This is a genomic window from Nonomuraea sp. NPDC005501, assembly GCF_040605905.1.
Lineage (GTDB): Bacteria > Actinomycetota > Actinomycetes > Streptosporangiales > Streptosporangiaceae > Nonomuraea.
Genome location: NZ_JBEXDT010000007.1, coordinates 86,749 through 98,944 on the forward strand (window position 1 = coordinate 86,749; position 12,196 = coordinate 98,944).

Annotated in this window: 10 protein-coding genes; 7 read left to right on the top strand and 3 right to left on the bottom strand. The window is 71.8% G+C overall.

Going from position 1 to position 12,196, the window contains the following annotated elements:
- The first annotated feature begins 391 nt into the window (after positions 1-391).
- Positions 392-970: a YqgE/AlgH family protein gene (locus tag ABZS51_RS06640; RefSeq protein ID WP_355437143.1), complete on the top strand. Its 579-nt coding sequence runs from the start codon at positions 392-394 to the stop codon at positions 968-970.
- A 4-nt stretch (positions 971-974) separates the two neighbouring features.
- Here ABZS51_RS06640 and ABZS51_RS06645 read toward each other — a convergent pair whose 3' ends face one another.
- Positions 975-1,640 (bottom strand): TetR family transcriptional regulator, encoded by a 666-nt coding sequence (locus ABZS51_RS06645; protein ID WP_355437145.1) that lies wholly within the window; start codon positions 1,638-1,640, stop codon positions 975-977.
- Positions 1,641-1,796: 156 nt separating this feature from the next.
- On the opposite strand from ABZS51_RS06645, the gene ABZS51_RS06650 reads away from it, so the two are divergent.
- The 4 genes from ABZS51_RS06650 (at position 1,797) to ABZS51_RS06665 (ending at position 6,234) form a co-directional block, all read left to right on the top strand.
- Positions 1,797-3,407 carry an MFS transporter gene (locus tag ABZS51_RS06650; protein WP_355437147.1) on the top strand — a complete coding sequence of 537 codons (1,611 nt, stop codon included), beginning with the start codon at positions 1,797-1,799 and terminating at the stop codon, positions 3,405-3,407.
- A 104-nt stretch (positions 3,408-3,511) separates the two neighbouring features.
- Entirely contained in the window at positions 3,512-3,772 is a 261-nt protein-coding gene (locus ABZS51_RS06655; protein WP_310710620.1) for a DUF3039 domain-containing protein, read from the top strand.
- A gap of 77 nt (positions 3,773-3,849) precedes the next feature.
- Complete coding sequence (locus ABZS51_RS06660) at positions 3,850-4,833, top strand: zinc metalloprotease (RefSeq protein WP_355437148.1); 984 nt, start codon at positions 3,850-3,852, stop codon at positions 4,831-4,833.
- Between the two features lie 9 nt (positions 4,834-4,842).
- Positions 4,843-6,234, top strand: coding sequence for an MFS transporter (locus ABZS51_RS06665; protein WP_355437150.1), 1,392 nt, complete (start codon positions 4,843-4,845; stop codon positions 6,232-6,234).
- Positions 6,235-6,366: 132 nt separating this feature from the next.
- Here the strand turns inward: ABZS51_RS06665 and ABZS51_RS06670 are convergent, their stop codons facing one another.
- The gene (locus ABZS51_RS06670; protein WP_355437152.1) at positions 6,367-7,536 is read right to left on the bottom strand and encodes a transposase; all 1,170 of its coding nucleotides are present in this window, start codon (positions 7,534-7,536) and stop codon (positions 6,367-6,369) included.
- Positions 7,537-8,202: 666 nt separating this feature from the next.
- Between ABZS51_RS06670 and ABZS51_RS06675 the strand changes: the two genes are divergently transcribed.
- Positions 8,203-9,144 (top strand): hypothetical protein, encoded by a 942-nt coding sequence (locus ABZS51_RS06675; RefSeq protein WP_355437154.1) that lies wholly within the window; start codon positions 8,203-8,205, stop codon positions 9,142-9,144.
- Between the two features lie 145 nt (positions 9,145-9,289).
- A complete protein-coding gene (locus tag ABZS51_RS06680) occupies positions 9,290-11,041 on the top strand; it encodes a DEAD/DEAH box helicase (RefSeq protein ID WP_355437156.1) in 1,752 nt (583 codons plus the stop codon).
- A 173-nt stretch (positions 11,042-11,214) separates the two neighbouring features.
- On the opposite strand, the gene ABZS51_RS06685 is transcribed toward ABZS51_RS06680, so the two are convergent.
- Positions 11,215-12,042 carry a hypothetical protein gene (locus ABZS51_RS06685; RefSeq protein WP_355437159.1) on the bottom strand — a complete coding sequence of 276 codons (828 nt, stop codon included), beginning with the start codon at positions 12,040-12,042 and terminating at the stop codon, positions 11,215-11,217.
- Between the last annotated feature and the right edge of the window lie 154 nt (positions 12,043-12,196).

A 12,196-nucleotide genomic window follows, 5' to 3' on the forward strand; every position in this document is an offset into this window, starting at 1 on the left:
GGCGTTGTGCAGCGTTCTGTGCCATGCGGTTCGGGGTGCTCGGTCCTCTTGTGGTGTGGGACGGCGAGGGCGAGGTCGTCAGGGTCCCCGAGGTGGAGGTCCGGGCGCTGCCGGCCGACCCGGGGCGCCATCACGAGGCGGCTGGGCAGGTCCAAGGCGGTGAGCCGGGCGGGTTCGAGCAGCCGGGACCCGGTCTCCGCCGTGCCGCCGTCCGCGTGGCCTGTGCGCTGTGTCATGTCGTTCCCCCCTGTCGGGCCGGGGGTGGGCGTCGTTGACATGGAGGGTGGTGAAGACGCGGACGCCCCGAACGTCGCGTGTTCGTGGAGCCGCAAAACGTCACAACGCCGGACCAGGGGAGCGAGATACGCGGGTGACCCTTCATGATGGATGTATGGCGGAAGCGATCTACGTCGGCGGTCTGTTGGTGGCGACGCCGCTTCTCGATGACCCCAACTTCCGGCGTAGCGTCGTGCTGATCCTCGAACACGACAGCGAGGGCGGCACCCTGGGTGTGGTGCTCAACCGGCCGAGCGAGATCTCCGTGACCCAGGTGCTGCCCGTGTGGGACCCCCTGGTGACGGGGCCGCCGGTGCTGTTCGAGGGCGGCCCGGTGCAGACCGACAGCGCGCTGGCCCTCGCCGCGGTCCCCAGCGGCGAGGAGCCCCTGGGATGGCGCCGCCTCCACGCGGGGACGCCGTCCGTCTCGCGGCTCGGCACCGTCGACCTGGACGCGCCGCCAGAGATCCTCCAGGGCGAGATCTCGCAGATGCGGATCTTCGCCGGGTACGCCGGGTGGACGTCCGGCCAGCTGGAGAGCGAGATCGCCGAGGGGGCGTGGTACGTCGTCGACTCGGAGGCCGGCGACACCTTCCACACCGACCCGCGCTCGCTCTGGCGCCACGTGCTGCGGCGGCAGCGCGGCGAGCTGGCGTTCGTGGCCAACTGCCCGGACGACCCGACGATGAACTGACCTGCTAGGCGTCCCCAGACCCGGGGCGATCCGCCGCATCCGCCGCATCCGCCGGGTCGCCCGTGTCCCAGCCGGGGCGCATCATGCTCTCCACGAGCTCCAGCGTCTCCTCCATCTGCTGGACGACCTGCGACAGCTCGGGCCGCCGGCCCGGCGGGCACTCGAACCCGACCCGCAGCGACGACATGGCGATGGCCACGACCAGGTGCGACACCCGGTCCGTGGTCACGTCGGCGCCCCGGCGCGCGGCGATCTCGGCGGCCAGGTGCCGCTCCGTCTCGGCGCCCCTGGCCACGGACAGGCCGACCAGGTGCGGGTGGTCGTCCAGCAGCCTGCGCAACTTGAGGAATCTCTGGGCGTCCTCGGGAGTTGATTCCTGCATGTCGCGCAGCACGGCGCGCAGCGCGTGCGTCATGGATGCGAACGGGGGCTCTCCCGCCGGCCGGGAACGCAGGGCCTCCAGCATGACCTCCTCGCCGTGCTCGTGGAACCAGAAGGCGACGGCGTCCTTGCTGGTGAAGTAGCGGAAGAAGGTCCGGGGCGAGATGTCGACCGACCCCGCGATCTGCTCCACGGTGGTGGAGTCGTACCCTTGTTCGAGGAAGAGGTCCAGCGCGGCGTCCAGGATCGCCAGGCGCGTCTTCTCCTTCTTGCGTTCCCGCAGACCCATGCACGTCACTCCCTCGACATCTTCGTGTCACATTGTGTCATAAGTCGCGGCCTGACTTTTTAAAACGGTTTGTGATCTTTCATCGACTGACATAGATTACCCGAGGCTAAAGAGATCTATGTCCCGGTGTGGGACACATGTGTTTGAGGGGGTTTCATGGCGCACACGAAGGCGGTTGACGCGCCGCCGGCACCGGAGTCCGGTGCCACGGGGGCGGGGAGCAATCCATGGCTCGTGCTGCTGGCGGTCAGCCTCGGCGTCATCATGGTGATGCTCGACGGGACCGTGGTCGGCATCGCCAACCCGGTCATCCAGCACGATTTGGGTGCCTCGCTGTCCGACCTGCAGTGGGTCACCAGCGGCTACCTGCTGGCTCTGGCGGTCTTCCTGATCACGGCCGGCAAGCTCGGTGACCTGTTCGGCCACAAGCGGGTGTTCCTCATCGGCGTGGCCGGGTTCGCGCTCTCGTCCGTCGGCATCGGCCTCAGCCAGGAGCTGGCCGACGTCGTCCCGGGCCTGTCCCCGGTGGGCGCCCTGATCGGCCTGCGCGTGCTGCAGGGCCTGTTCGGCGCGCTGCTCCAGCCGGCCGCTCTGGCGCTGCTGCGCGGAGCCTTCCCCGGCGAGAAGCTCAACCAGGCGATGGGCGCCTGGGGCGCCATCATCGGCCTGTCCAGCGCCGCCGGTCCGATCGTGGGCGGCGTGCTGGTCGAGAAGGTCAGCTGGGAGTCGGTGTTCTTCATCAACGCGCCGGTCGGCATCGTGGCGCTGCTGATGGGCCTGCTCCTCATCAAGGAGAACCGCTCGCAGACGCTCGCCCGCATCGACTGGCTCGGCGTGGTGCTGCTGTCCGGCGCGATGTTCGCCCTCGTCTGGTCGATCATCAAGGCCCCCGAGTGGGGCTGGGGCGACACCAAGACCATCGGCTTCCTCGTCGGCTTCGCCGTGCTGGTCGCCGGGTTCATCTTCTGGCAGAGCAAGGCCAAGCAGCCGCTGGTTCCGCTCTCCCTGTTCCGCAACGTGTCGATCTCGATCGGCACCGTGCTCATGATGATGGTCGCGTTCGCCATGTTCGGCGCGATGTTCTTCCTGGGCTTCTTCTTCCAGGGCGTGCACGGCCTCAGCCCGCTCGACGCCGGCCTGCGCATGCTTCCGATGAGCGCCGGCATGATCGTCGCCTCCCCGCTGGCCGGCATGCTCATCGGCCGGCTCGGCGCGAAGATCACGATGGCCATCGGCCTGGTGATCACCGCGTCGGCGATGTTCCTCATGTCGCAGCTGAGCATCGACGCCTCGTTCATCGAGAGCGGCATCCCGTTCGTCCTGCTGGCGTTCGGCCTGTCGCCGGTCTTCGTCGGCGCCACGGAGATCATCGTGGGCAACGCCCCGATCGAGCTCAGCGGCGTCGCGGGCGGTCTGCAGCAGTCGGCCATGCAGGTGGGCGGCGCGCTCGGCACCGCCATCCTGGGTGCCGTCATGGCCGCCGAGATCTCCAGCAAGCTGCCCGGCTACCTCGGCCCGGCCGCCCAGAAGATCCCGGCCGAGCAGATGTCGCTGCTGGAGAAGGCCGCCGCGTTCGGCGGGCTCCCGCCGGGCACGCCCGCGCAGTTGCGGCAGACGCTCGGGCCGGCCATCCACAACGCGTTCATGGACGGCATGCACCTGGCGTTCCTCGTGAGCACCGGCGTCGCGCTGCTGACGGCGGCCCTCACGCTGTTCGTCAAGGCGGGCCGCAAGTCCGAGCCGGGCGCGCCGGTCCACGTGGGCTGACGACGTCCCCGCCTGTCCCGTACGGCCCCCTCCAGGAGAACGGCTCCTGGCGGGGGCCGTACGGCTGCCCGGTGCAGGAGGACGCGGGGCATAGACTCGGTGGGGTGAGTACGAAGATCCTCCCCGAGCAGGAAACGACGCCGCGGACGTCGCACGGCGACGGCGATCACGAGCGGTTCTCGCACTACGCGGACAGAAACAAGATCACCGAGAGCATGGTGACCGGCACGCCGATCCGCGCCCTGTGCGGCAAGGTCTGGGTGCCCAGCCGCGACCCGAAGAAGTACCCGGTGTGCCCGGAGTGCAAGGAGATCTACGAGGGTCTCCCGCCGGGCGGCGGCCCGGGCGACGACAAGAACCAGTGAGTGTTGCTCACGTGTGATCCTCTCCCGTCGAGTTACGGTCGGTGATCTGACCAACTCGATCGGTAACGGGGGATTGCATGGCCCGGCGCGCGACCGCCGTCACTTTGGCATGCCTGCTGGCGGCCGGTCTGGCGCCGCCGCACCGCGGCGCGGCCGCGATCCGTCCCGCCCGGGCGCCGGACACCGGCGGCCAGGCGGGCTGCGAGCCCGCCGCCCGGCTCGGCCGTGACACCCCGCGCGGCCCCGAGCCGCGCCAGCCGCACCCCCAGGACGTCGGCCGCGTCCTCACCGAGCTGGACAAGGGCCTGGCCGGCTCCCGGGCGCCCGAGCACGTCACCGTGCCCGTCTGGGTGCACGTCCTCACCGACGGCGTCACCCGCGCGTCCACCGCCGCCGTCAAGGCCCAGTTCGCCACGCTCAGGGACGCCTACTCCGGCCGGTTCGGCGGCGCGGACTCCGGCGTCACCTTCCGCCTGGCCGGGGCGCGGCTCGTCCGCAACGCCGACTGGTTCGCCGACCCCACCACCAACGAGCAGGCCATGAAGCAGGCGCTGCGCAGGGGCGGCCCCGAGACGCTCAACCTCTACATCGCCCAGCTCGACCGGCAGGTCCTCGGCTTCTCCACGTATCCGTACTGGTACAAGGACAACCCCCAGATCGACGGCGTGGTCATCGACTGGCGCACGCTGCCCGGCGGCACGTTCGCCGACTACGACCGCGGCTACACCGCCGTCCACGAGATCGGCCACTGGCTCGGCCTCTTCCACACCTTCGAGAACGGCTGCGAGACCCCCGGCGACGGCATCGAGGACACCGCGCCGGAGGCGAGGCCCACCGAGGGATGCCCCGAGTCGAAGGACACCTGCCTGCCCGACGGGCGGCCCGACCCGTTCCACAACTTCATGGACTACGCCAAAGATCCCTGCATGTGGGAGTTCACCCAGGGTCAGGCCGCGCGGATGCGCGAGATGTGGGCCGTCTACCGGGAGCCCGCGCCTACCCAGGCGGCGGCCCGGGTCGGAAGCGGAGGCCGCCTCGCCGGGCGATCCCCGCACACTTAGGATGTCCCGGTGACAGGACCGAAGGCACTCGACACTCCATACGACTCCCGCACCGGCATCCTCGGCGCCGCCTACCGCGCACCGACCGTCGGCATCCTGCTCGTCGTCACGCTCGTCGCCTTCGAGGGCATGTCGGTCGGCGTCGTCATGCCGGAGGTCTCGCGCCAGCTCCAGGCGCTCGACCTGTACGGGGTGAGCTTCTCGGCCTTCCTCATCGCCAGCCTGTTCGCCAACGTGGTGTCCGGCCTGTGGTCGGACCGGCGCGGCTACACGGCGCCGTTCCTGCTCGGCCTCGTGCTGTTCGTCACCGGCATGGTGCTGGCCGGGGCCGCGGACGGCAAGACGATGTTCCTGGTCGCCAGGGCCGTGCAGGGGCTCGGCGCGGGCTCCACGATCGTCGCCCTCTACGTGATGATCGCCCGGGTCTACCCGGCGGCGATGCGGCCCAAGGTCTTCGCGGCGCTGTCGGCCGCCTGGGTGGTGCCCGCCATGGTCGGCCCCGCCGTGGCGGGGTTCGTCGCCGCCCAGTGGGGCTGGCGGTGGGTGTTCTACGGCATCGTCCCGCTCGTCGTGCCCGCCCTCGTCATGCTGATCCCCGCGCTGCGCCCGCGGACCGCGGAGGAGGAGACGGCGCCGCCGGAGGGCCCGCGGTCGCGTCCGCTCCCCATGACGATCGCCGCCACCTCGGCCGCGGGCGGCGCCGGCGTGCTGCTGTACGGGGTGAACGGGCTGCACGTCATGCCGCTGCCCAGCGCGGTCGCCGCCGTCGCGGGCCTCGCCCTCCTCGTGTACGGGCTGAGCAGGCTGCTGCCGCCCGGCGCGCTGCGGTTCGGCCGGGGGCTGCCCACGACCATCATGATGCGGGGCATGTTCTCGGCGCCGTTCTTCGGCGTGAACGCCTTCATCCCGCTCGCCCTCCAGTCCGTCAAGAAATTCGACCCCACGGCCGCGGGCATCGCGCTGACCATCGGCGCGCTCGGCTGGTCGGCCGGGTCCTTCCTGCAGAGCCGGCGCACCGCCGAGCCGCACCGGCGGTTGCGGCTGGGCGCGGCCTGCGTCACGGCCGGGGTGCTGCTGGCGCTGCTCGCGGCGGTGCCGGGCGTCACCGGGTGGGTCGCGGTGCCGGCGTGGGTGATCGCGGGGTTCGGCATGGGCCTCGGGATGACCACGGTCAGCGTCACCGCGCTGAAGCAGTCGCCGCTCAACGAGCAGGGGGCCAACAGCGCCGCGCTGTCGGTGACGGACATGCTCGGGTCCGCCCTGGCGCTCGGGGTGGGCGGCGCGCTGATCAACGTGATCGGGCACAGCCCCGCGGAGATCGCGCGCGGGTACATCGTCATCTGCTGCCTCATGGGAGCCCTCGCGCTCTGCACCACCCTGCTCGCCTCCCGCGTCCGCTGACGTCGTCGTCCGACTCTTCCGCCCCACCTGCCACAGCGGTCACGGTTCGCCAGATCTCGAGCGCTAGGAGTGATAGGACAGCGGCCAGGAGGTGCCGTGACTCTTCCGCTCCCTGGAGGGAGCGGCTTCTCGTTAAGCCGCTTCCGCGACGTCGCGAAGGGCAAGCCCTGCCCTGAGGATGTTGATCGCCGCGTTGACGTCGGCGTGCGCCGTATGAGCGCACCGCTGACAGTGGAACTCGGCTTGGGTGAGGCGGTTCTCCTTCCAGTGCCCGCAACGCGAGCAGGTGCGGGAGGTGTTGGCGGGGTTCACCGCGATCAACTTTCGACCGGCGCTTTCAGCCTTGTCCGCGAGGACCTTGAGGAACACCCCCCAACCCGCGTCCAGGATGCTGCGGTTCAGGCCGGACTTTTGCGCGACGTTCCGGCCGGGCGCCTCGGCTGTGCCGGACGCCGAGCGGGTCATGTTGGCGACCCGCAGGTCCTCGTGGGCAATGACATCGTAGTCGCGGACCAAGCGCAGGGCCGCCTTGTGGGCGCCGTCGAGGCGCTGACGGCGCACCTTGCCGTGCAGGGCCGCGACCCTGACCGCAGCCTTACGGCGCCGCTTCGAGCCGCGCTTGGTCCGGGCGAGGTCCCTCTGCGCGGCGGCCAACCGGTCTGCGGAGGCGGCCAGGTGACGAGGGTTGTCCAGGTGCTCGCCGTCGGAGGTGGTGACCAGCGACGTCACGCCCATGTCGATCCCGGCGGCGGCGCCCGTGGCGGGCAGGGCTTCGGTGGGCACGTCATCGCACGACAGGATCACATACCAGCGCGTGCCCTCCCGCTTCACGCTGATCGTCTTGACGGTGCCGCGTACGGGGCGGTGCTGGTGGACGCGGACGTGGCCGACGCCCTGGAGGCGAACGTAGGTCGCGGACGGGTGTTCGGGCTGAGAGTCCCAGCGGCAGCCATCACCGTCTTTCGGCCACTCGACGGTGTCGAACCAGCCCTTGCCCTTGAAGCGGGGGAACCCGGGTGTGCGCTTGGCCCTGACGCGGGCGAAGAACGCGGCGAATGCCTTGTCGAGACGGCGCAGTGTGGCCTGCTGGGAGGAGAACGACCACCGGCCTTGGCCATCGGTGTCGTCGGCGCGGATGTGCTTGAGGTCAGCCGATTGGTCGCCGTACTTGATGCTTACGCCCGCTTTGGCGTAGGCGGTACGGCGGTGCTCCAGCGCGGCGTTGTACAGGGCGCGGTGGTCATCCAGGCACGCGGTCAGCGCGACTGCCTGGCGAGCGGTGGGGCGCAGCAGGAACTTCAACGACCTACGCACGAGCACCCCCACCCTTGGGGAGGCGCTCGCATGGGGTCTCGATGTAGCGCTGCACGGTATCGGCGGGCACCGCGCCGACCGTGGCCAGGAAGTATCCGAGGTCGTACGCCGCGCCGGGAGAAGTGTGCGCCCTGACTAACCACACGATCATTACAGCAGCACCATCTATCTAACGCGCGACTATCGGAGATCTTCAATGCGCAGACCTGACCGGCCAGGGCACGCTTGGGCCTTGACGGCCCTCCCGCTCCCGATTCCCCCGTCGCCTGAAGGCGACGGTCCCTTCGGGAGGATCTGATGGAGGACGACTACCTGGTCTGGCCGCCGAGCACGGGGGCCAGGCACCGCCGCACCCCTCCCCAGGACTGGACGGGAGCCCCGGCCCGGGGACGCGCGGGCGAGCCGCCGTACCCACCCGTGGCGGGCGTGCCCGGCGCTCCCGGGGGCTTTGGGCGCTCCGGGCGGAGTCGTGGAGCTCAGCCGCCGTACCCGCCTGTGAGGGCCGTACCGGACCCGCCCCCGGACCCGCCGCCCGACTCGGCGCTTCCTCCCCGGGAGGAAGCCCCCGTTCCCGGGGACGAAGCGCCCGCTCCCCGGAAGACAGCGCCCGCCGCCCGGAGGGACCGCAAGGAGGCGCCCGCCGCCCGGAGGGACGTGCGCGCCGTCCGAGAGGAGGAGCCGGACGAGGAGTTCTGGGGCCCGGAGGACGACGATCCGGACCTGGAGCACGGAACCTGGGCACCCGTCTTCCGCCGGAAGCCGGGAGCGGGTGACGACTCCACGGAACGCCCGTGGGGCCCCAGGACGGTACGGGCCGCGGAGGACGCCCTTCCGGCCCCGGGCCGCGGCGGCCTCTCCCACTGGCTCACGGGCCGGCCCCGCCGCGAGGAGCCCCTTGAGACCGATGCCTGGGACGGCCCGGAAGACCTCGACGACCAGGAGGACGACTGGCAGGACCACGGAAGGGACGACGGGCGCCGCCCGTGGGACTCCCTGCCGCCCTCCGCCCGCATGTACGGCGCGCCCGCCGACCCCGGCCCGCCCGGGAGGGTGGGCGGCCACCTCTGGCGGCGGGCCGGCACGGCGCTCGCGCTGCTGGCCACCGTCGCCGCCGTGGCCCTGCTCGGCGTGACCGCCCTGCGACGGACGGACGGCCCCGAGGCCCGGCAGGAGAGCCTGGCCGACACCCGGGCCAAGGTCGTCATCCCGCTGCCCGACGGGTGGCACGCGGGGGCGGTGCCGCCGGTGACCGGGTTCACCTCGGTCGCCCGCGACGGCGACGGCGCCCTCGTCATGGCCAGGCCGGTCGGCGAACCGGTGGGCGATCCCAGGAAGGCCGCGGCCCAGGCCGCCGAGCTGTACTCCCGGCTCCTGCTCAAGGGCGACCGGGTCGGCGTCGTCGAGGACAGGAACCTGACCGGCGGGCACACGCGCGCCCTGCGCGCCGAGTACCAGGACGTCGTGAACCGGCCCGCGTACCTGAGAGTGATCCTGCTCACCCGCGACGGCGGCGCGGTGCTCGTCGTCGGGCTGCTCCAACCCGAGGAACCCGCACGCAGACAGGCGCTGGACGCGCTGCTGGCGAGCGTGCGATAAGCCCCCTGAAAGCCACCTGACGCCCATTAGCACGCAAGGACGACCTTGGCCAGGATCCGCGGTGCACGGCACGTCTTGTCGGTGTGCCCGATTACCCTTGGGTCACTGTGAGAGAGCGAAGCACACGAACCCCAGAGGTGATGCGGTGAGCACCTTCGCCGCGTCCCACCTATCGCCTTCCTATCCCGACCGTGCCGCGTGGGGCACCGCCCAGAAGCTCCGGGCATGGCAGCAGGAGGCGTTCGACCTCTATACCAGGCTTGAGCCGCGTGACTTCCTCACCGTGGCGACCCCGGGCGCGGGCAAGACGACCTACGCCCTGCGGATCGCCAGTGACCTGCTGGCCAGGGGAGTGATCAAGGCGATCACCGTCGTCACCCCCACCGAGCACCTCAAGCGGCAGTGGGCCGACGCCGCGAGCCGGGTCGGCATCGGCATCGACCCCGAGTTCAAGAACAGCCAGGGCACCACCTCCCGCGACTACATCGGCGTCGCCGTCACCTACGCCCAGGTCGCCATGCATCCGGCCCTGCACCGGGCGCGCACCGAGGCCCGCAAGACGCTGGTCATCTTCGACGAGATCCACCACGCCGGCGACGCCAAGTCGTGGGGCGACGGCATCCGTGAGGCGTTCGAGCCGGCCACCCGGCGGCTCCAGCTCACCGGCACGCCGTTCCGCTCCGACGACAACCCCATCCCCTTCGTCGGCTACCAGGAGGACGCCGAGGGCCTCAAGCGCAGCGTCGCCGACTACTCCTACGGCTACGGCCCCGCCCTCGACGACGGCGTCGTCCGTCCCGTGATCTTCCTCGCGTACTCCGGCGAGATGAAGTGGCGCACCCGGGCCGGTGACGAGATCGCGGCCACGCTCGGCACGCCGCTCACGAAGGACCAGCTCTCGCAGGCGTGGCGGGCCGCGCTCGACCCCAAGGGCGACTGGATCAGGCAGGTCATGCAGGCCGCCGACCGGCGGCTGACCGAGGTGCGGCGCGGCGTGCCCGACGCCGGCGGCCTGGTCATCGCGACCGACCACGAGACGGCCCGCGCCTACGCCCGCCACCTGCGCGCCATCACCGGCGAGGGCGCCACGGTCGTGCTCTCCGACGACCCGGGCGCGTCCAAGAAGATCAAGGCGTTCGCCGCCTCGCAGGACCGCTGGCTGGTGGCGGTCCGCATGGTGTCGGAGGGCGTCGACATCCCGCGCCTGTGCGTCGGCGTCTACGCCACCTCCACCTCGACCCCGCTGTTCTTCGCCCAGGCGGTCGGGCGCTTCGTCCGGGCCCGCAAGCGCGGCGAGACCGCCTCGGTGTTCCTCCCCTCGGTGCCGACCCTCATGGGGCTGGCCAACGAGATGGAGGTGGAGCGCGACCACGTCCTCAACCGCCGCCCGCCCGAGGACGGCCTCGACGACAGCCTCCTGGAGCAGGCCAACCGCAAGCAGGACAACCCCGACGTCCTGGGCGACGAACTGCCGTTCGAGACGATGGAGACGTCGGCGACGTTCGACAGGGTGCTGTTCGACGGCGGCGAGTTCGGCACGGGGGCCGCGGTCGGCTCGGCCGAGGAGGAGGACTTCCTCGGCCTGCCGGGGCTGCTGGAGCCGGACCAGGTGGCCACGCTGTTGCGCAAGCGTCAGTCGGACCAGCAGGCGGCCAGGCGCCGCGAGCCCAAGGACGAGGCGCCGCCCGAGCTGGCGCCGCACGAGCGGATCGCGGAGCTGAGGCGGGAGCTGAACGGGCTCGTGGGCGCCTGGAACCACCGCACGGGCCAGCCGCACGGCGTCATCCACTCGGACCTGCGCCGCGCCTGCGGCGGCCCGCCGATCGCCCAGGCGACGGCCGAGCAGATCCAGGAACGCATCGACAAGATCCGCCACTGGGCCACCCAGCGCCGCTGACCTGTCCGGCCGCCCGCAGTCCCACGAAGGGGGAGGCCGTCCGCAGTCTCACGTACGGCCGTCCGCCGTCTCAGCGAGCGGCCGTCCGCCGTCTCAGGTACGGGCGGCTGCGTGTCTGGTGAACGCGCCCGGCCCGGCGGGCGGGCCGGGCGCGTGGCGTCCTGGCCCGGACCTCAGGTGGCGCGCCGGTGATCCGCGCCCGGGGCCTTCGAGGCGTCAGGGGCGTCGTGGGCGCCGGTGTTCCCGTGGGTGGTGGCGGCGTCCGGGGCGTCCGGGGCGTCCGGGGCGTTCAGGTCGTCGGAGCCGTCGGAGCCGTCGGAGCCGTCGGAGCCGTCGGGGGCGGGGATGCGGTGGCCGGTCCGGCCGTCGATCAGCACGTAACGGCCGAGGTGCCCGTGTCCGTGCCCCGCGTCGCCGGAGGCCTGGGCTCGACGGACGCCCGCCGCCGTGAGCGGCACCCGCAGCGACGCCTCACCCTCCTCGACCCGCACAGGCACACTTCGCCCACCCGCGCCCGGGGCGCCCGACACTGAGCCGCTCGCGCCATGTGAGCCGTGTGTGCCGCCCGGGCCCCCTGAGCCGGCGTCGCCGCTCGCGCCCGGAGCGGCCGAGCCCGATGCCGAGCCCGGCGCGGGCCCCTCGTGGAGCCACACCTTGAGCCTGCGCCCCTCGGCCAGCACCACCACGTCGGCTGTGGCGCACTCCCCGGCCGCCGCCGGCCAGGACAGGACGAGCCCGCCGCGCCGCCCCTCCACCCGGCCCGTCCGGGGCAGCGGCTCCCGCTCGGCGCACTCCGCCCGCGCTTCAGGGGGCGCCGCAACGGCCCCGCCGTGGGGATCGGGCAAGGGGAAGCGGACGGCGTTCGTGGCGATCGTCGCCACCTCCAGCATCGTCAGCGCCAGCACCGCGCCGGCCCGGGCCCAGGCCCGGCCGGACACGAGGACCCACAGGCTGAACGGGCCGAGGACGAGCCAGGCCAGTCCGAGAGAGAAGGCGAGCATGAAGAGACCTCACACCGGGATGAGACACGTGACTCTCCGTGTTACTTCTCCCTCGGCGTGGCCGCTCCGGCTTGACGATCCCCTGAACGTTCCGTTGTCGATCGTGTACGTTGCGTGGTGAGAGGCGTCGAAGGGACGCCGGGTTACCTTGGAG

Coding starts and splice junctions, on each gene's coding strand:
- ABZS51_RS06660 (WP_355437148.1), top strand. CDS start 3,850: ATGGCCCGGCGCGCGACCGCCGTCACTTTGGCATGCCTGCTGGCGGCC.
- ABZS51_RS06685 (WP_355437159.1), bottom strand. CDS start 12,042: ATGCTCGCCTTCTCTCTCGGACTGGCCTGGCTCGTCCTCGGCCCGTTC.
- ABZS51_RS06640 (WP_355437143.1), top strand. CDS start 392: ATGGCGGAAGCGATCTACGTCGGCGGTCTGTTGGTGGCGACGCCGCTT.
- ABZS51_RS06650 (WP_355437147.1), top strand. CDS start 1,797: ATGGCGCACACGAAGGCGGTTGACGCGCCGCCGGCACCGGAGTCCGGT.
- ABZS51_RS06645 (WP_355437145.1), bottom strand. CDS start 1,640: ATGGGTCTGCGGGAACGCAAGAAGGAGAAGACGCGCCTGGCGATCCTG.